Consider the following 18,813-nt stretch of genomic DNA (forward strand, 5'->3'; position numbering starts at 1 on the left):
TCCGGGGCCTTTTCCTTGTCTCCTCCCCGTCGCGAAGCGATGGGGAGGTGGCTCGTAGCGTAGCGAAGAGACGGAGGGGTTCTTCTTTGCGGCAAGAGCCCCTCCACCGCTTCGCGGTCCCCCTCCCCATTCGCCAAGAGGCGAACAGGGAGGAGACTTGACCAGCTAGCCCACGTTCCCGCTCGCCAGCACCGCCAGCAGCAGCAGGGCCACGATGTTGGTGATCTTGATCATCGGGTTCACCGCCGGGCCGGACGTGTCCTTGTAGGGATCGCCGACCGTGTCGCCGGTCACCGCGGCCTTGTGCGCCTCGGAGCCCTTGCCGTGGACGACGCCGTTCTTGTCGGTGAAGCCCTCTTCAATGACCTTCTTGGCGTTGTCCCAGGCACCGCCGCCCGAGGTCATCGAGATGGCCACGAACAGGCCGGTCACGATCACACCCATCAGCATGGCGCCCAGCGAAGCGAAGGCGTTGGCCTTGTCCGAGATGAACAGGATCGCCGTGAACAGCACGATCGGCGACAGCACCGGCAACAGCGACGGCACGATCATCTCGCGGATCGCCGCCTTCGTCAGGATGTCGACGGCCCGGCCGTACTCCGGCTTGACCTCATAGGTCATGATGCCGGGGTTCTCGCGGAACTGACGACGGACTTCCTCGACGACCGCCTCGGCCGCCCTTCCGACCGCCATCATCGACATGCCGCCGAACAGGAAGGGCAGCAGCCCCCCGAACAGCAGGCCGACGACGACATAGGGGTTGGTCAGGTCGAAGGCGACCACGCCCATGTTGGCGAAGAACGGGTACTCCGCCGGGTTGGCGGCGAAGTATTGCAGGTCCGAGGTGTAGGCCGCGAACAGGACCAGCGCGCCGAGGCCCGCCGAACCGATCGCATAGCCCTTGGTCACGGCCTTGGTGGTGTTGCCCACGGCATCCAGGGCGTCGGTGACGTGACGCACATCGGCCGGAAGGCCCGCCATCTCGGCGATGCCGCCGGCGTTGTCGGTCACGGGACCGAAGGCGTCGAGCGCCACGATCATCCCGGCCACGCCCAGCATGGTCGTGGTGGCGATGGCGATGCCGAACAGGCCGGCCAGCTGGAAGCTGGCCACGATGCCGACGATGATCACCAGCGCCGGAAGCGCGGTGGACTCCAGCGACACGGCCAGACCCTGGATCACGTTCGTGCCGTGACCCGAGACCGAGGCGTTGGCCACCGACCGCACCGGGCGGAAGTTCGAGCCCGTGTAGTATTCGGTGATCACCACGATGGCCGCGGTGACCGCGAGACCCACCATGCCAGCCCAGAACAGGCTCATCGGCTCGATCTGCAGGCCGGACGTCGTAACGACCGGGCCGGTGACCAGGGTCGTGATGACCCAGTAGACCGCGCCGATCGACAGGACGCCGGTCACGATCAGGCCCTGGTAAAGGGCGCCCATGATGTTGTTCGACTTGCCCAGGCGCACGAAGAACGAGCCGATGATCGAGGTCACGATACAGATGCCGCAGATGGCCAGCGGCAGCAGCATCATCACGTCCACATAGGGCTGATCACGGAAGAAGATGGCCGCCAGCACCATGGTGGCGACCGTGGTGACCGCATAGGTTTCGAACAGGTCGGCGGCCATGCCGGCGCAGTCGCCGACGTTGTCGCCAACGTTGTCGGCGATGGTCGCGGCGTTGCGGGGATCGTCCTCGGGGATACCGGCCTCGACCTTGCCCACCATGTCGCCGCCGACGTCGGCGCCCTTGGTGAAGATGCCGCCGCCCAGACGCGCGAAGATGGAAATCAGCGAGGCGCCGAAGCCCAAGGCGACCAGACCGTCAATGACCTCGCGGCCCGTCGGATCAAGACCCAGCACCTCGGTCAGCACGCCGTAGTAGCCAGCGACGCCCAGCAGGGCTCCGCCCGCCACGAACATGCCGGTGATGGCGCCCGAACGGAAGGCGAGGTCCAGACCCTTGGACAGGCTCTGTGACGCCGCATGCGCCGTGCGCACATTGGCGCGAACCGAGATCAGCATGCCGGCGAACCCGGCGAGGCCCGACAGGACGGCGCCGATGACGAAGCCGATGGCGGCGTACTGGCCGATCAGCAGCCAGGCGATGATCAGGATGACCACGCCGACCATGGCGATGGTGGTGTACTGGCGCTTCAGATAGGCCGAAGCGCCTTCCTGAATGGCGGCTGCGATCTCTCGCATCTTGTCATTGCCGGTTTCGGCCTTCATCAGACTGGCGGTCTGGACGAGCCCGTAAAGGACCCCCAGGGCGCCGGCGGCTATCACTAGCCACAGAACATTGGTCATTGGCGTTTCCATACCTAAAGCATTAGGCGCGCGGACCCTTGGCGCGGCGGGCCTTTTGGCCTCTGTCCGCCTTCCGGTCCCCCCGTGCGCAGTCTCGACGCAGTAGCGCGTCCCTCGGGAATTGCCCGGGAAGCTTACAACTGCGTCGGAACGACGCAACCGGCGTTTTTCAGGAACAGGTGCGTCCGGGCTCAGGCCGCGAGCGACCGCGTCGCGAGCGGTAGCGCCCGGAGCCTGATCGTTTGAGATGGAAGCGCTGCGCGTTTCTGTCGAAAGCGTGAACCAGCCTCTCGCTCATATCTGGAGCAGGAGTCACTGCGTCAGCGGAATCGCGAAGCGATCCCTCCTCAGCCGATCCTGGTCTAGGTGGGCCGGACGCCTGTGCGGCGACGCGGCGCCTGCAGGGCGACCTGGATGCTGGCGATCGAACCGGCGCCGGAAATCGACGGCGCAATACGCATCATCGCGGCGCACAGCGCCGGGGCGTCGACCTGGGTCCAGTCGTCAGCCAGCACGAACGGCGTCCGGTGCGCGGCGCGGACCAGGGCGTCACGGAAATAGGGCTCCTTGGCCCGCATCTGCTCCGCGGTGAAACCGCCGCCGAGCGTCAGGCTGATGGTCACAAAGACATAGTTGCGGATACGCCCGCCCGCGATGATCGGCAGACCGACGCCCGCGATGTTCGAGGTGACCGCACCGGACGAGGCCGGGGCCTCCGACGCCGAAGCGGCGCTGGCGGCGGTTCCGGCCAGGGCCAGGGTTCCGAGGGCGAAGAGGTCTCTGCGGCGCATGAGAGCCTTATCGCGCGGATCGATTAGGATTCCGTTGCTTCGCTCCGGCCCCTGTCATCCCGGCCGGAGCAGAGCGGAGAGCCGGGGACCGTTTCAGTCGTGGGTCCAGCCGGGTTTGCGGATATCGACCGGCTTGCCGAGATAGCTCGCCGTTACGCCGCGTCCCGCCGAAATGGTCCCGACGCGGGTCAGGCGCAGCAGTTGCCGATCAGCCTCGCGCTTCAACGCCGCCTCGTCCGAAGGGGCGGCGGTGAGCAGCAGTTCGTAGTCATCGCCGCCTGTCGCCAGGGTCACCAGCGCGGCTTCGGGGTCTGTCCGCGAGTCGAACCAGGCCGTCGCCGCCGCCGACCGCGGCAGCAGTTCCAGCTGCACCGAGGCGGCCACGCCGCTGGCCGTGGCGATATGTCCGAGATCCGCGATGAGGCCGTCCGAAACGTCCATGATGCCCGTGACCAGTCCCTGCACCGCCTGACCGAAGGCCACGTGCGGCACGGGCCGGCGATAGTGCTCCGCCAGCGCGTCGATGCGTTCCTGTTCCAGCTTCAGATGCCCCTTCGCCGCCTGCAGCCCCAGCCAGCCGTCGCCGATCATGCCGGTGACATAGATCCCGTGCCCGGGCTTGGCTCCGCCGCGCGTCACCGACCCGCCCTTCGGCGCCCAGCCCAGCATCGTCGCGGAGAAGGACGCCGGTCCGGGTGTCAGCACAGTGTCCCCGCCCAGCAGATGGATGCCGAACTCTTTCTGGTCCGCCGCCAGTCCGGCCGCGAAGGCCTCCCGTTCGGGCCAGCCGCACCGCGGCGACCAGTGGCAGGCCAGAAGATAGCCGAACGGTTCCGCGCCCTTGGCGGCCAGGTCCGACAGGTTCACCCGCAGGAGCTTCTGAGCCACGGTGTCGAGCGGGTCCCCGGGCAGGAAATGGACCCCCTCGACGATCGCGTCCTTGGTCAGGACCAGATCGGCGCCCGGCCGCGTCGGCATCACCGCGACATCGTCGGTCAGCCCCCAGGCATGGTCCGGGTGGGCCAGGGGTGCGAAGAGCTTGCGGATCGTCTCGAATTCACCGGCGGCGTCGACGGCGGCCATAACCTAGGCCTTCGAACGCACGTCGCGGGCCACCCCGTCCAGGGCGGCGTTGACGAATTTCGCGTCGCCCTCGTCGAAGAAGGCTTTCGCCAGTTCGACATATTCGTCGATCACGATCTCTTTGGGCACTTCGGTCTTGTGCGTCAGCTCCCATGCTCCGCAGCGCAGCAGGGCCCGAAGCGTAGCGTCCAGCCGTTCCAGCCGCCAGTTCGAGGCGAGACGGGCCTTCACGGAGGCGTCGATGTCTTTCTGGCCGGCGATGACGCCGCGCACGATATCCGCGAACCAGGCCTCATCGGCCTCCGCCAGCGCCTCGCCCTCGATGTCGGCGTCGAAGCGATGGTTCGAGAACTCGGTGATGACGGTCTCGACGCCCTCCCCCGCCAGTTCCAGTTGATACAGGGCCTGGACGGCGGCCAGACGCGCCACCGTGCGCGCGCGCCGCTGGCGGCTGGTCAGCTGCGGTTCGGCCTGGGCGCGTTCGTTCTCGGCCAGCTGGGCGAGGACGGCCTGGATGGAGTGGGGTTCGGTCATTCCCCGAGCCCTACGCGCAGACGCTTCTTCAGCGCAATGAGGTCCATGCAGGCGCGCGCCGCGCCGCCGCCCTTGTCCCCCTCGGACAGACGGGCCCGGGCCCAGGCCTGATCCTCGTCCTCGACGGTCAGGATGCCATTGCCGATGATCACGCCGCGCGTACCGAGCAGCATGATCCCGGCCGCCGACTGATCCGACACGATCTCGAAATGGTAGGTCTCGCCCCGGATCACGCAGCCCAGCGCCACATAGCCGTCATAGCGCGGCGCGGTCGGATAGCGGCCGGCCTCCTCGGCCAGGGCGATGGTCGACGGAATCTCCAGCGCGCCCGGCACGGTGACGACGTCGAACGCGATCCCTTGGGACCGCAGCGCATCCTTCGCGCCTTCCAGAAGCGCGTCGGCCAGTTCGTCATAGAAGCGCGCCTCGACGATGAGAACGCGGGGGGGATCCTTCAGGATTGGTCTTCTCCGTCCATGTCGCGCCAGCCGACGATACGCAGGCCGTAGCCCTCGATGGCGGCGGGTTCGGGGCGGGTGGAGCTCATGACGATCATGTCCCTGACCCCCAGATCCAGCAGGATCTGCGCGCCCACGCCGTAGTTTCTGAGGCTGCGATCGACCGCCGCCGGCTTGTCGACGCCCGCCAGCCGTTCGGCCAGACCCTGCAAGGTCGGGTCGCGCAGGAAGACCACCACGCCCGGCCCGTCATGCCGGGTGATCGTCTTCAGGGCGTCGGGGATATAGCTCTGGCGATCTTCGACATGGCCCAGCAGGTCGGCGGCGAAATCGACCTGGTGCATCCGCACCAGCGTCGGCTCGCCCGGTACGATCCGGCCGTGGACCAGGGCGACGTGTTCGGCGCCCTCGATGGTGTTCTTGTAGAGCATCAAGCGGAACGGCCCGCCGTGTACGCTCTCGAACGGCTGGTCCATGATCCGCTCGACGAACCGCTCGGTGCGGCGGCGATAGGCGATCAGGTCGGCGATGGTGCCGATCTTCAGTCCATGCAGCTGGGCGAAGGCGACCAGATCCGGCAAGCGCGCCATGGTCCCGTCGTCGTTCATGATTTCGCAGATCACGCCGGCCGGGGTCAGGCCCGCCATCCGGCTGATGTCCACCGCCGCTTCGGTGTGTCCGGTACGAACCAGAACGCCGCCATCGCGCGCCACCAGCGGAAACACATGGCCTGGCGAGACGATATCGTCGGCGCCCTTGCTCGGGTCGGAGGCGACCTGGACGGTGCGCGCGCGGTCGGCGGCGCTGATCCCGGTCGTCACCCCTTCGGCCGCCTCGATCGAGACGGTGAAGGCGGTCGTCATGCTCTCGCGGTTCTCTGCGGCCATTGGCGGCAGGCGCAGCTGGCGGGCGCGCTCGCTCGTGATCGCCAGGCAGATCAGGCCGCGCGCATGCCGGGCCATGAAGTTGATCTGGTCGGGCGTCGCGAACTGGGCCGGGATGATGACGTCGCCCTCGTTCTCGCGGTCCTCGGCATCCACCAGGATATAGGGACGCCCGTTGCGGGCATCCTCGAGGATATCCTCGATCGGGCTGATCGGACTGTCGAACATGTCGTGGGCCAGGACGATGGTGTTGGTCATCATGCCGTCTCCTGCCACCGCGCGAGGTAACGCGCCAGCATGTCGATCTCCAGATGGACCGCGCTCCCGACCTTGAGGGCGCCGAGCGTCGTCGCCTCCCAGGTGTGCGGAATGATGTTCAGGCCGAAGCGGCGACCGTCCACCGCGTTCACCGTCAACGACACACCGTCCACGGTGATCGAGCCCTTGGCGGCGATGAACCGGTGCAGCGGCGCCGGGGCCTCGATGACGATCCGGTGCGATCCGCCCTCGGGCGTGATCTCGACGACCGTGCCTACCCCGTCGACGTGACCCGAGACGATATGGCCGCCCAGCTCATCGCCGACCCTCGTCGCCCGCTCCAGATTGACCGGCGTACCGGCGCTCCATTCGCCCAGGGTGGTCTTGTCCAGCGTCTCGCCCGAGACCTCGACGGCGAACCAGCCGCCCCCTTCAGGCCTGGAGCCCTTCTCCACCACGGTCAGGCAGACGCCCCCGTGGCTGATCGAGGCGCCCAGGTCGATGCCCGAGACATCCCAGGCCGTCTCGACCTCATACCGGCGATCACGCGCCGTCTGGGCGACCGAGCGCACGCGGCCGATGTCAGTGATGATTCCGGTGAACATGTCAGCCCGCCGTCCCGAAAAGTGGACGCCGGTTTTCGGATAGGACGGCGGGAAACATCAAAGCACCTTCTCGTAGCGTTCCCACAGGTCGTCACCCATGGGCTCCGCCGCAAGGCGCCGGTACTTCGGAGCGTGAGCGAGGCGTGCGAGAGCCAGGGCCGCGACTCCCGGACGCCCGTCTCCGCCCAGCAGGATCGGCGCCCGAAACCACTCGATGGCGTCCACGACACCGGCCGCGATGAAACAGGCGGCGACCCGGCCGCCGCCCTCGATCATCAGGGATTTGACGCCGCGTTCGGCGAGCGTTTCCAGCACGGCGTCGACGCTGGGGCGGCCGTGGGCGTCGCCCTTCACTTTCAGAACTTCCGCCTCGCCGACCGCGATCGGCTCGCGCGTGGTCAGAATCAGCGTGCCCGTCCTGGCCAGCCGCGCGAACGAAGGCGTCCGCAGCCTGCTGTCCAGCACGACGCGTAGAGGGTCCCTGCTCGCCTCGCCCTCCGGCAGCCGCACCGTCAGGCGGGGATCGTCAGCCAGCACCGTCTCGACCCCGACGAGCACCGCGTCGTTCGCCGCGCGCAGCCGGTGACCCTGCTGCCGCGCTTCCGGCCCCGTGATCCACTGGCTCTCGCCCGTCGACGTGCCGATCCGCCCGTCCAGCGACGTGGCGACCTTCCAGGTAAGCCGGGGTCTCATCAGCGGCTCGACGATCCCGGATCGTCGTCCAGCCCCTCGTCGCCGAGGAAGCGGGCGAAATCGCCGGTCGCCCGGAAGTCCTTGTAGACCGAGGCGTAGCGGACATAGGCCACCTCATCGACGGCCTTCAGCCCCTTCATGATGAAGTCGCCGACGACGCTGGACGGGATCTCGGTTTCGCCAAGGCTCTCCAGCTGACGCACGATCCGCGACACCAGCTGTTCGACCTGTTCCGGCTGGATCGGGCGTTTGCGCAGCGCAATGGCCAGCGACCGCTCCAGCTTGTCGCGATCGAAGGGCGTGCGCCGTCCGTTGCGCTTCAGGATCACCAGTTCGCGCAGCTGCACCCGCTCGAAGGTCGTGAAGCGCCCGTTGCAGTTGGGACAGGACCGGCGACGACGGATCGCCGCGCCGTCGTCCGACGGGCGGCTGTCCTTCACCTGGCTGTCCGCGTTGCCGCAGAAGGGGCACTTCATCGCCGGGCCCTATCCGTAGATCGGGAAGCGGGCCGTCAGGGTGCGGACCTGTCCGGCGACCTCGGCGACCACGGCCGGATCGGCCTCGTCCCCGCCGTTCATCGAGGAGACGACGTCGGCGATCCAGTGACCGATGTGCCTGAACTCTTCCTCGCGGAAGCCGCGCGTCGTGCCCGCCGGCGTGCCGAGGCGAACGCCCGAGGTGACCGTGAACGGCGCGGTGTCGAACGGCACGCCGTTCTTGTTGCAGGTCATCAGGGCATGCTCGAGCTGCAGCTCGGTCGCCTTGCCCGTCACGCTCTTGGGCCGCAGATCGACCAGGACGATGTGGCTGTCGGTGCCGCCGGAAACGACCGCCAGGCCGCGCTCGATCAGAACCCCGGCCAGCGCCTGGGCATTCAGCACGACCTGTTTCGCATAGAGTTTGAACTCGGGCTTCAGCGCCTCGCCGAAGGCCACGGCCTTGGCGGCGATGACATGCTCCAGCGGCCCGCCCTGCAGGCCCGGGAAGACGGCCGAGTTGATCTTCTTGCCGATCTCCAGGTCGTTGGACAGGATCAGGCCGCCGCGCGGCCCGCGCAGCGTCTTGTGCGTCGTCGTCGTCACGATGTGGGCATGCGGGACCGGGTTCGGATAGGCACCACCGGCCACCAGACCCGCATAGTGGGCCATGTCGACCATCAGCCAGGCCCCGACGCTGTCGGCGATCTCGCGGAAGCGGGCGAAGTCGATGTGGCGGCTGTAGGCCGAGGCCCCCGCCACGATCAGTTTCGGCTTTTCCTTCTGCGCCATCTCGGCGACGTGGTCGTAGTCGATCAGATGGGTGTCAGGGTTGACCGAATAGGTCACGGGCCGGAACCATTTGCCCGACTGGTTCGCCGGCGAGCCGTGCGTCAGATGCCCGCCCGCCGCCAGATCCATACCCAGGAAGGTGTCGCCGGGCTGCAGCAGGGCCAGGAACACCGCCTGGTTGGCCTGGGCGCCCGAGTGCGGCTGCACGTTGGCGAAGGCCGCGCCGAACAGCTGTTTGGCCCGCTCGCGCGCCAGATCCTCGGTAACGTCGACGAACTCGCAGCCGCCGTAGTAGCGCCGGCCCGGATAGCCCTCGGCATATTTATTGGTCAGCACCGACCCTTGCGCCTCCAGCACCGCCTTCGAGACGATGTTCTCGGACGCGATCAGCTCGATCTGTTCCTGCTGGCGATGCAGTTCGCCCTCGATGGCGCCGAACACTTCAGGATCGGCCTCGGCCAGACCCTTGGAGAAATAGGCGTCGTGGATAAAGGGAGCGGTCACGGGCAGGTCCGGGATGACGGAATGGGAGGCCGCCTATCTAGGCCCCACGCCCGTTCACCACAACATCTTGTGTCAGACGCCGACCAAAGGCCGCAGTCGATCGGCCCGGATCAGTGCTCCCGAGGCCAGCGGAGCGCATAGGCCACGATGGTCAGCGTCACGAGAACCTCAAGCGCAACCACCATCAGATAGAAGGGTCGGGACCCGCCGAGGACAGTCAGCACCTGGATGGCGGTATAGACCACGCCCAGCAGCACATTTGTCCATCGGCTGATCGCCCGCGGAAGGGCCGAAGACAGGAAGATCATCAACGCCGGTATGGCCAGCATCGCCGACACGGCGACCATGACCGCATCGTTGACCTGACCCAGGGGACCCAGTTTTCCGGCCGCCATTTCCTCGATCGTACCCGGCATATAGAGGCTGAAATAGTCGTTGTAGATGTAGAGCCCCATCAGGGTCGCCCACAGCAGTGACAGGGCGAGCCCCGCGTGAAGCCGGACCGGCTTTGAATCTAGATCAGTCACGTCGACCCTCCGCATCTCCAGGACGCACAAAGCTTCGCCGTTGATCCCGCTGACCGCAACTTACGGATCGTTTATCCGCCCGTCGCACGTTCCCGTCGGATGGCTGCGCCCAGCTTGGCGATGGCGAGACGCTCGACCGCCTTGGGTTCCGCCGCCGGGCCTACAGCCGTCGCCTCTATCCCCGTGGCGACATGGACGGCCGTGACCTTGAGATAGGTCCCGTTGCGGATCGCCTCGATGATGACGTCCCCAATGGCGTCAGACACTAGATACGCTTCAGGGCCTGGAACATCTCGCCGGTGCTCAGTTCGCTGTCCCAATAACCGATGATCGTAGCCTCGTTGAGCGTGATCCACTGTTGGACCAGCTTCAAACTGGCGTTGTCGAGCGGCCCGTCGATCAGGGTCGGTGTCGGTCGAACGCCGACAACAGCCATGTCGTCGCTGGCGATCCGATCTCCCGGCGTCCGGCATACCTTCACTCGGGCGTCGTGCCTTGCATTGCCCCGGTTGCTGACCCAGACGACCATCGGGAGGCCAGTGTCTTTCGGACGCAGGTTCGACATGAGAAAGAAGTCTTCCTCCTCGACCGGCGCTTCCGGAATTGGCTGATGGACGTTCATGGCGTCAGCATACCGCGAATCCGCGGCAGCCGGAAATCGCTCACGCCGCGACCGGCATCCGGGCGATGTGGCAGTGGGTCCACAGCTTGTCCATCGCGCTGACCAGGGCGTCCATCATGCCGTCGTCATGGTCCGGCGAGGGCGTGAAGCGCAGCCGCTCGGTCCCCTTGGGCACCGTCGGGTAGTTGATCGGCTGAACATAGACGCCGAAGTCTTCCAGCAGCATGTCCGAGATCATCTTGGCATGCACCGGATTGCCGACGAAGACCGGCACGATATGGCTTTCGCTCGGCATCACCGGGATGCCGGCGGCGGCGAAACGGTCCTTGAGGGTCCGGGCCCGTTCCTGATGCGCCTCGCGCAGTTCCGGATGCGTCTTCAGGTGCCGGACCGAGGCCAGGGCCCCGGCGGTCAATGCGGGCGGAAGCGAGGTGGTGAAGATGAAACCGGCGGCCCAGCTGCGTACCGCGTCGACGATCACGGCATCGGCGGCGATATAGCCGCCCATGACGCCGATGGCCTTGCCCAGGGTGCATTCGACGATGTCGATGCCGTCCAGCACCCCGTCCCGCTCGGCCACGCCCGCGCCGGTCGCGCCATACAGGCCAACCGCATGGACCTCGTCGAGATAGGTCAGGGCGTTGTATGTCTTCGCCAGGGCGATGGTCCCGGCCAGGTCGGCGATGTCGCCGTCCATCGAATAGACGCTCTCGAAGGCGATCAGCTTGGGCGCATCCGCGGGCGCGGCGGCCAGCAGTTGTTCGAGGTGCGTCAGGTCGTTGTGCAGGAAGACATGCCGCTCGCAGCCGCCGTTCCGGATCCCCGCGATCATCGAGGCGTGGTTCAGGCTGTCGGAGAAGATGATCAGTCCCGGCAGGATGCGCTGCAGGGTCGTCAGGGTCGCCTCGTTGGCCACATAACCCGAGGTAAACAGAAGCGCCGCTTCCTTCTGGTGCCAGGACGCCAGTTCGGCCTCCAGGTCCACGGCCGAACGGGTCGTGCCCGAGATGTTGCGCGTGCCGCCGGCGCCGGCGCCCACGGCGTCCAGCTCGGCCTGCATGGCCTCAAGGACGACCGGATGCTGGCCCATGCCGAGATAGTCGTTCGAGCACCAGATGATTACGTCCTGCTCGGACCCGTCATCCAGGCGCCGAACCGCCTTCGGAAACTGGCCGCGCACGCGCTTGATATCGGCGAAGACGCGATAGCGCCCTTCGCCCTTCACCTGGTCGACGGCGGACTGGAATGCGGCGGTGTAGTCGAACAACCCTGTTACTCGCGTGATCTCTCGGGATGACGCGGTATTTGCGCTCCGGGTCCGCGAAAGTCTATCGCCACAGGCTGCAAAATGGTCGCAACCTTCTAATTGATAACGGTTCTCAGTTTCGTTCGTGCGCATGTTCGATGATCGCGGGAAGAGACATGCGCCGCATTGAGATGGATCAAGTCCGGGGCAACTCGTCCAGCTTCCCGCGCAGCATCTGCAGGATGCCTGAGAAGTCGCGGCCGCCGTAACCGAGGCCGTCGAACATCTGGAACAGGGCTTCGGTCTGCGCCCCCAGCGGCGTGCTCGCGCCGGCCTTGGCCGCTGCGTCCTGGGCCAGCTTCAGATCCTTCAGCATCATCGCTGTGGCGAAACCGCCGTCATAGTTCCGATTCGACGGCGCCGTCGGCACCGGCCCGGGCCACGGATAGTAGGTCGTCGTCGACCAGCTCTGGCCCGATGACTTGGCGACGATGTCGAACATTTTCACCGGATCCAGCCCCAGCTTCTCGGCCAGGGCGATCGCCTCGCAGGTCCCCAGCATGGTGATGCCCAGGATCATGTTGTTGCATATCTTGGCCGCCTGCCCCGCGCCGTGGTCGCCGGCCCGGAAGGTCGCCCGGCTCATCGGCTCCAGCGCCGCCTCGATGCGCGCGAAGTCGCCTTCGTCGCAGCCGACCATGAAGGCCAGCGTCCCGGCGTCCGCCGCCATCGTCCCGCCCGACACCGGCGCGTCGGCGAAGGCGTAGCCGCCCTCCTTCGCCAGGCCCGCGACCTTGCGCGCCGTGTCCACGTCGATGGTCGAGCAGTCAAGCAGCAGGGCCGAGGACGGCGCCACGCCGATGATCTGTTCCGAATAGACCTTCAGCACATGCGGCCCGGCCGGCAGCATGGTGATGACAATGTCGGCGTTGCGCACAGCCTCGGCGACCGATTCGACCGGCACGCAGCCCGCGCCTTTCGCCCGATCCAGAGCCGCCGCCGACAGGTCGAAGGCCGCGACCGCATGGCCCGCCTTGGCCTGGTTCGCGGCCATGCCGCCGCCCATGTTGCCCAGCCCGATGAAGGCGATCTTGGTGGCGGTCATTGCGGCGTTTCCCTCGAAGCGTTCCTGTTGGCCTCCGGTTAGCCTCTCACTCCGACCGCCGCCAGAGTCCTCACGCGGGTTTGCGGAAGCGCAGCATGAACTGGCTGGTGTGTCCCCGGATCGAAGGATCGAACACATTGGCCGTCAGCGGGTCCTCCGCGTTCAGCAGGATGTCGCTCTCGCCGTCGAGCACGAAGCCCGCCGCCTCGACCTCGCGCTTCACGTCGGCGATGTCGATCCGGTGCAGGGTGTCGGCGACGTCCAGCCCCGCGCCCGCCGTCGCGGCGTGGTCGACGATGACATAGAGCCCGCCCGGCTTCAGCGCCGCGAACACCGCCGCATTGACCCTGGCCGCCGTATCCGCCGGGAAGGGCCGCAGGTGCAGGTCGTGATAGTTCTGGGCCGTGAAGACCAGGTCCATCCCGGCCGGGAACTCCGGCGCGCCGATGGGCGAGCGGATGGCGGAGACATTGTCCATGGCGTCCGCCGCCGTGATCGACTCGCCATAGCTGGCCTGGAAGGCGATGAACTCCGCCGGCTGCCAGGCCACGACCTGGCCCTCTTCGCCGACGGCGCTGGCGAAGACGCGGGTGAAATATCCGCCGCCGATGATCATGTCGCCGATGGTCTGGCCCGGCCCGACCTCGGCGAAGGCCAGGACCTCGGCGGTCTTCCTCGCGGCGTCGCGGGCAGTGTCGGCCTCGGGCCGGGCAGCATCGGCCAGCACCGCAGCATAGGCGCCGGCGTCCTGGGGCGCGGGCGCCATCGCCCCGGTGGACATCAGGACGGCGGCCGAAACGGCCAGGATCAACGAACGACGCATGGCTCTCTCCCTTGGCGCTCTCACGGCACCCTCGGGCTTTTACCTCGTCCAGCGAACACTGTCAGTCGAAGCCGGGTTCCTGTCTTCGAATTCATGATATCGCCGGATATCAACACAAGGATACGCCCGTGGCCCAGCTCGTCGTGACCTATGGAAAGCCCGCCGACCCTGCAGCCTTCGACGCCCACTATCGTGACGTCCACATCCCGCTCGCAAGGGCGATCCCGGGTTTGCGCCGCTTCGAGGTCACCGAGGGTCCGGTCATGACGCCGGAGGGTCCCTCCGACGTCCATCTGATCGCCACCCTGACCTTCGACAGCCTTGCGGACATCGCCGCCGCCTTCGCCAGCCCGCAGGGTCAGGCGGCCGCCGGCGACGTCGCCAACTTCGCCACGGGCGGCGCCTCGATGCTGATGTTCGAGACCCGAGAGGTCTAGCGCGTTCGACGGGAGCGTTGCGACGCCCCTGGAGCGCGGACCTCCAGGTCCGCTCTTTGCGCCGCCGAAGAGCGGACCTGGAGGTCCGCGCTCCTTTGAGTCCCTTTGACCGCCGAGCGTTCTAGCCCGGCTTCCGGAAGCGATAGACGAACTGGTCGGAGCGGCCCCGGATGGCCTCGTCGAAGACCGACAGGCTGTGATCGTCCTCGGGGTTCCTGACCACGCTGGTCTCGCCGTCGAAGATGAAGCCTGCGGCCTCGACCTGGGCGCGCAGGGCCGAGCCCTCGATCCGGTGCAGGGTGCCGACCACGCTGGTCCCCGCCCCGGCCGCCGCCTGGTGATCCAGAATGACGTAAAGCCCGCCCGGCTTCAGCGCCCGGAACACCGCCGCGTTCATCGCCGCCACGTCGACGTTGAACCGGTCGATTACGAAGTCGTGGTATTCCTGGCCCATGAAGACGACGTCCAGCGGCTCGGGAATGGCGAACGCCTCCAGCGCGCCAGTCAGCCGGGTCACGTTCGGATAGTCGGTCGCCAGGGTGTCGCCGAACGCGTTCTCGCGCGCCGCCGTCTGGTTCGGCACATAGGCGTAGACCCGACCCTCAGGCCCCACGGCGCGGGCGAACAGGCGGGAGAAATAGCCCTCCTCCGGCCGCACGTCGGCGATCCGCTCGCCGCCGTCGATGCCGATAAAGGCCAGCATCTCGGCCGGCTTCCTCAGCGGATCGCGCGCCACTTCCCCCGCGGGCCGCAACGGATCGGCGATGGCCAGGGCGTAGTCGTTGACGATCGGCGAGGCCCGCTCGGCAGGATCGGCCGGCGTCTCCGCCGACATCGTCGGCGCGCAGGCCGTCAGGGCCAGGGCGGTTGCGGCGAGCAGGGACAGTTTAAGCATGGGGCGATCCTCGAACAGCGGTTGGACGCACATACGCGCGAGAGCTTCACAGGATGCAAGCGGTCAGGACAGCGGCGTCCATTCCCCATCGACGGGCAGAGGCGCGAACAGGGCGTCGAGAGCGTCATCGGTCACGCCTTCCAGCGTCGCCGGCGACCATATCGGCGTATTGTCCTTGTCGACGATGACGGCGCGCACCCCCTCCTGGAAGTCGTGGGTCCGCACCACCCGGCCGCCCAGCCGGTATTCCATCGCCATGACCTCGGCGAAGGTCTGCATCGCCCGGCCGGCCCGCAGCTGGCGCAGGGTGACCTTCAACGACTGCGGCGACTTGGTCCTCAGCGTCGCCAGTTGCGCCAGCGCCCAGTCCGCCCTGTCGGCCTCGAGCGCCGCGACGATCGCCTCGACCGTGTCGAAGGCGAACAGCCGGTCGATGGCTTCGCGGTGAGGAGAAAGCGGTGCGGCACCAACATCACCAGCATGCTCCGCGACGGCATCCGGCCCACGGGAAAGCAGATCGGCCTTCAGCGCCTCGAGGCTGCCCGACGCCACGAAATGGGTATGGATCCCCAACGCCACCGTGTCCGCCGCCTTCAGCCTCGCCCCGGTCAGGGCCAGCCAGGTCCCGGTCTCGCCCGGCAGCCGCGGCAGGAACCAGCCGCCGCCGACATCGGGGAACAGGCCGATGCCCGTCTCCGGCATCGCATAGGTCGTCCGCTCGGTCGCAATGCGGATCTGGGCGGGCTCGGAGATGCCGACGCCGCCGCCCATGACGATCCCGTCCACGATGGCCGTGATCGGCCTGGGATATTCGAACATCAGGTGGTTCAGCCGGTACTCCGCTAGGAAGAAGGCCCTGGCCTCCGACGCATCCGTGGCCCCGCTCTCGGCGATCATCCGGATGTCGCCGCCGGCGCAGAACCCGCGTTCGCCCGCATGGTCGACCAGCACCGAGGTCACCGCGGGATCGTCGCGCCAGGCCAGCAATGCCGTCGTCATCGCCTCGCACATGGCCAGGTTCAGCGCATGCAGCGCCCTGGGCCGGTTCAGGGTGATGCGCCCGACCGATCCCTCGATCCGGGTGATGACTTCAGCCTCGCTCATGCGTCCGCCCACATCCTGTTCGCCTTCAGATAATCCTCGTGCGCCGGCAGGTTCTCCGCCGTCGCCGCCCAGGCCTGTTTGATCTGTTCGAAGCCGGCCGCGACCCGGTCGAGGTCCTGATAGCCATAGAGGGGGTTGTGCGCCCTGGGCACGAGACCCTGGCCCATCATCACCGCCATCCACGACCCCTGGCTGAAATACTCGTCGGCGCCGACCTGGAACAGCAGGCCCCGGTCGCGGAACATCTCGACCCGTTCGGCCAGGCTATCGGGGATCGCCATGTCGCGGACGTGCCGCCAGAACGGCGTGTCGTCCCTCCGGGTCGCGTGATAATGCAGGATCACGAAGTCCCGGATCAGCTCGATCTCGCGTGTCAGCCGTCGGTTGTAACCGTCTGTATTCGTTTGGCTGAAGGCCATGTCCGGCCAGTGCTGCAACAGCCGGATGATGCCGCTCTGGACCAGGTGGATGCTGGTCGATTCCAGCGGCTCGATGAAGCCCGACGACAGGCCCAGCGACACCACATTCTTGTCCCACAACGTCTTGCGCCGCCCGGTCACGAACCGCAGCGGCCGCGGATCGGCCAGGGCCTCGCCATCGAGGTTGGCCAGCAGCGTCTGCTTCGCCGCCTCGTCCTCGATGAAATCCGAGCAATAGACATAGCCGTTGCCGGTCCGGTGCTGCAGCGCGATCCGCCACTGCCACCCCGCCTCCCGCGCCGTCGAGGATGTGAACGGATCGACCGCCCGCACCTTGGCGCAGGGCACGGCCAGGGCCCGGTTCATCGGCAGCCAGTGCGACCAGTCCTCGTAGCCCGCCTTAAGCGCCCCCTCGATCAGCAGGCCCCGGAAGCCGGTGCAGTCGATGAACAGGTCCGCCGTCAGCGTCCGTCCGTCCTTCAGCACCACATGGTCGACGAAGCCATTCTCGGGCTTCTGCACGACCTCGACGATCTCGCCCTCGATCCGCTCGATGCCGCGCGTCGCACAGACCTTCCTCAGGTACTGGCCATAGAGGGTCGCATCGAAATGATAGGCGGTGTGAAAGCCCGACAACGCCGACCGGGGATCGTTCGACCGCGCCCCGACCCTGCCTCGCCTGGCCGCATGCGAGGTGATCGAATAGCTCTCCAGCGACCCCGCCTTGCCCTTGTCCCTCAGCGCGAAATACGACCCGGGAAAATCGCCCAGCGTCGGCCCGGCGCCGAAGGTCCCGAACGGATGGAAATAGGCGCTGTCCTTCGCCCCCCAGCCCTTGAACTCGATGCCGAGTTTGATCGTGGCCTTGGTCTCGCGCATGAATTCGGCCTCGTCGAGGCCGATCAGGGCGTTGAAGTCGCGGATCGGCGGCACCGTCGCCTCCCCCACCCCGACGATGCCGATGTCGGCGCTCTCGACCAGTCGCACCTCGGCGTTCGGTCCCACCGACCGCTTGATGGCCGCCGCCGCCATCCAGCCTGCGGTGCCGCCCCCGACGATCAGGACGGATTTGACGGGCGCCGCGCTCATTGTCGCATCATCTCGCGGGCCGTGATCACCCGCATGATCTCGTTGGTGCCTTCCAGGATACGGTGAACCCTGAGGTCGCGCACGATCCGCTCCAGCGGGTAGTCCTTCAGATAGCCGTAGCCGCCGTGCAGCTGCAGCGCCTCGTCGGCGATCTGGAAACAGGCGTCGGTCGCCATCCGCTTGGCCATGGCGCACCATTTGGTCGCCTCGGGGTGACGCGTGTCCAGCGCCCAGGCCCCGCGCAGGACCATCAGCCGCGCCGCCTCCAGTTCGGTCGCCATGTCGGCCAGCTTGAACTGGGTGTTCTGGAACTCGGCCAGGGCCTTGCCGAACTGTTTCCGTGTCGCGACATAGGCCTGGGCCGTCTCCAGCGCCAGCCGCGCCCCGCCCAGGGAACAGGCCGCGATGTTCAGCCGCCCGCCGTCCAGCCCCATCATCGCATAGCGGAAGCCGTCGCCTTCCTGGCCCAGCAGGTTGGCCGCCGGGACCCGGCAGTCGTCGAACTGGACGATGGCCGTGGGCTGGGAATTCCAGCCCATCTTCTTCTCCTGCGCCCCGAAGCTGAGGCCCGGCGTGCCCATCTCCACCACGAAGGCCGAGATGCCCTTGGCACCCGCCTCGCCGGTCCGCGCCATGACGACATAGACATCCGACGTGCCCGCGCCGGAGATGAAGGCCTTCGACCCGTTCAGCACCCAGTCGTCGCCGTCCCGCGTCGCGCTTGTCCGCATGGCCGCCGCGTCCGACCCCGAGCCCGGCTCGGTCAGACAGTAGGAGGCGATCAGCTCCATCGTCGCCAGACGCGGCACATAGCGGGCGCGCAGATCGTCCGACCCGAACCGGTCGATCATCCAGGTCGCCATATTGTGGATCGAGATGAAGGCCGCCGTCGACACGTCCCCGCGCGCCAGCTCCTCGAAGATCAGAGCCGCCTCGACCCGGCCCAGGGCCATGCCCCCGTGCTCCTCGGAGGCGTAGATGGCGGCGAACCCCGTCTCCGCCGCGCGGCGCATTACATCGACCGGGAAATGTTTGGTCTCGTCCCACTCGGCCGAGTGCGGAGCCAGCTCCGCATCGGCAAAGGCGCGCGCCGCGTCCTGGATGGCGCGCTGGTCGTCGGTGAGGGCGAAATCCATGGGGTCTCCGGTGCCGCTT

At 67.2% G+C, this 18,813-nt stretch carries 21 protein-coding genes; 1 reads left to right on the forward strand and 20 read right to left on the reverse strand.

The features are described from left to right. Positions 1-165: 165 nt before the first annotated feature. The 16 genes from ACP7AB_RS12600 to ACP7AB_RS12675 form a co-directional block, all read right to left on the reverse strand. Positions 166-2,313, reverse strand: coding sequence for a sodium-translocating pyrophosphatase (locus ACP7AB_RS12600; protein ID WP_425991599.1), 2,148 nt, complete (start codon positions 2,311-2,313; stop codon positions 166-168). 362 nt (positions 2,314-2,675) lie between these two features. Next, positions 2,676-3,104, reverse strand: coding sequence for a hypothetical protein (locus ACP7AB_RS12605; RefSeq protein ID WP_425991600.1), 429 nt, complete (start codon positions 3,102-3,104; stop codon positions 2,676-2,678). Between the two features lie 93 nt (positions 3,105-3,197). Continuing rightward, positions 3,198-4,187, reverse strand: a complete 990-nt coding sequence (thiL, locus tag ACP7AB_RS12610) for a thiamine-phosphate kinase (protein ID WP_425991601.1) — start codon at positions 4,185-4,187, stop codon at positions 3,198-3,200. 3 nt (positions 4,188-4,190) lie between these two features. After that, positions 4,191-4,721, reverse strand: a complete 531-nt coding sequence (gene nusB, locus ACP7AB_RS12615) for a transcription antitermination factor NusB (RefSeq protein WP_425991603.1) — start codon at positions 4,719-4,721, stop codon at positions 4,191-4,193. Beyond that, the gene (gene ribH, locus ACP7AB_RS12620; protein ID WP_303695932.1) at positions 4,718-5,179 is read right to left on the reverse strand and encodes a 6,7-dimethyl-8-ribityllumazine synthase; all 462 of its coding nucleotides are present in this window, start codon (positions 5,177-5,179) and stop codon (positions 4,718-4,720) included. The genes nusB and ribH overlap by 4 nt, the downstream gene beginning before the upstream one ends. Beyond that, entirely contained in the window at positions 5,176-6,324 is a 1,149-nt protein-coding gene (ribB, locus tag ACP7AB_RS12625) for a 3,4-dihydroxy-2-butanone-4-phosphate synthase (protein ID WP_425991605.1), read from the reverse strand. The genes ribH and ribB overlap by 4 nt, the downstream gene beginning before the upstream one ends. Next, positions 6,321-6,926, reverse strand: coding sequence for a riboflavin synthase (locus ACP7AB_RS12630; RefSeq protein WP_425991607.1), 606 nt, complete (start codon positions 6,924-6,926; stop codon positions 6,321-6,323). Before ACP7AB_RS12630 ends, ribB begins: the two co-directional genes overlap by 4 nt. 57 nt (positions 6,927-6,983) lie before the next feature. Beyond that, the gene (locus tag ACP7AB_RS12635) at positions 6,984-7,619 is read right to left on the reverse strand and encodes a RibD family protein (RefSeq protein WP_425991609.1); all 636 of its coding nucleotides are present in this window, start codon (positions 7,617-7,619) and stop codon (positions 6,984-6,986) included. Continuing rightward, positions 7,619-8,095, reverse strand: a complete 477-nt coding sequence (gene nrdR / locus ACP7AB_RS12640; protein ID WP_425991610.1) for a transcriptional regulator NrdR — start codon at positions 8,093-8,095, stop codon at positions 7,619-7,621. The genes ACP7AB_RS12635 and nrdR overlap by 1 nt, the downstream gene beginning before the upstream one ends. 9 nt (positions 8,096-8,104) lie before the next feature. Continuing rightward, positions 8,105-9,376, reverse strand: coding sequence for a serine hydroxymethyltransferase (gene glyA / locus ACP7AB_RS12645; protein ID WP_425991675.1), 1,272 nt, complete (start codon positions 9,374-9,376; stop codon positions 8,105-8,107). A 125-nt stretch (positions 9,377-9,501) separates the two neighbouring features. Further along, positions 9,502-9,918 (reverse strand): DUF6326 family protein, encoded by a 417-nt coding sequence (locus ACP7AB_RS12650; RefSeq protein ID WP_425991613.1) that lies wholly within the window; start codon positions 9,916-9,918, stop codon positions 9,502-9,504. A 71-nt stretch (positions 9,919-9,989) separates the two neighbouring features. Continuing rightward, positions 9,990-10,184, reverse strand: a complete 195-nt coding sequence (locus ACP7AB_RS12655; protein WP_425991615.1) for a DUF6898 family protein — start codon at positions 10,182-10,184, stop codon at positions 9,990-9,992. Beyond that, positions 10,184-10,540 (reverse strand): hypothetical protein, encoded by a 357-nt coding sequence (locus ACP7AB_RS12660; RefSeq protein ID WP_425991616.1) that lies wholly within the window; start codon positions 10,538-10,540, stop codon positions 10,184-10,186. The genes ACP7AB_RS12655 and ACP7AB_RS12660 overlap by 1 nt, the downstream gene beginning before the upstream one ends. 40 nt (positions 10,541-10,580) lie before the next feature. Next, complete coding sequence (gene hemA / locus ACP7AB_RS12665) at positions 10,581-11,807, reverse strand: 5-aminolevulinate synthase (RefSeq protein WP_425991618.1); 1,227 nt, start codon at positions 11,805-11,807, stop codon at positions 10,581-10,583. 175 nt (positions 11,808-11,982) lie between these two features. After that, positions 11,983-13,029, reverse strand: a complete 1,047-nt coding sequence (gene mmsB, locus ACP7AB_RS12670; protein ID WP_425991620.1) for a 3-hydroxyisobutyrate dehydrogenase — start codon at positions 13,027-13,029, stop codon at positions 11,983-11,985. Next, positions 12,962-13,714, reverse strand: coding sequence for a class I SAM-dependent methyltransferase (locus tag ACP7AB_RS12675; protein WP_425991622.1), 753 nt, complete (start codon positions 13,712-13,714; stop codon positions 12,962-12,964). The genes mmsB and ACP7AB_RS12675 overlap by 68 nt, the downstream gene beginning before the upstream one ends. 128 nt (positions 13,715-13,842) lie before the next feature. Between ACP7AB_RS12675 and ACP7AB_RS12680 the strand changes: the two genes are divergently transcribed. Next, positions 13,843-14,151 (forward strand): EthD family reductase, encoded by a 309-nt coding sequence (locus ACP7AB_RS12680; RefSeq protein WP_425991623.1) that lies wholly within the window; start codon positions 13,843-13,845, stop codon positions 14,149-14,151. 121 nt (positions 14,152-14,272) lie between these two features. On the opposite strand, the gene ACP7AB_RS12685 is transcribed toward ACP7AB_RS12680, so the two are convergent. From ACP7AB_RS12685 to ACP7AB_RS12700, 4 genes are all read right to left on the reverse strand, one after another. After that, positions 14,273-15,046: a class I SAM-dependent methyltransferase gene (locus ACP7AB_RS12685; RefSeq protein WP_425991625.1), complete on the reverse strand. Its 774-nt coding sequence runs from the start codon at positions 15,044-15,046 to the stop codon at positions 14,273-14,275. A gap of 63 nt (positions 15,047-15,109) precedes the next feature. Beyond that, complete coding sequence (locus tag ACP7AB_RS12690; protein ID WP_425991627.1) at positions 15,110-16,150, reverse strand: enoyl-CoA hydratase/isomerase family protein; 1,041 nt, start codon at positions 16,148-16,150, stop codon at positions 15,110-15,112. Further along, positions 16,147-17,658, reverse strand: a complete 1,512-nt coding sequence (locus ACP7AB_RS12695) for a tryptophan halogenase family protein (protein WP_425991629.1) — start codon at positions 17,656-17,658, stop codon at positions 16,147-16,149. The genes ACP7AB_RS12690 and ACP7AB_RS12695 overlap by 4 nt, the downstream gene beginning before the upstream one ends. Continuing rightward, positions 17,655-18,794, reverse strand: a complete 1,140-nt coding sequence (locus ACP7AB_RS12700; RefSeq protein WP_425991631.1) for an acyl-CoA dehydrogenase family protein — start codon at positions 18,792-18,794, stop codon at positions 17,655-17,657. Before ACP7AB_RS12700 ends, ACP7AB_RS12695 begins: the two co-directional genes overlap by 4 nt. Positions 18,795-18,813: the final 19 nt, after the last annotated feature.

The organism is Brevundimonas sp. TWP3-1-2b1 (assembly GCF_049896165.1).
GTDB lineage: Bacteria > Pseudomonadota > Alphaproteobacteria > Caulobacterales > Caulobacteraceae > Brevundimonas > Brevundimonas subvibrioides_B.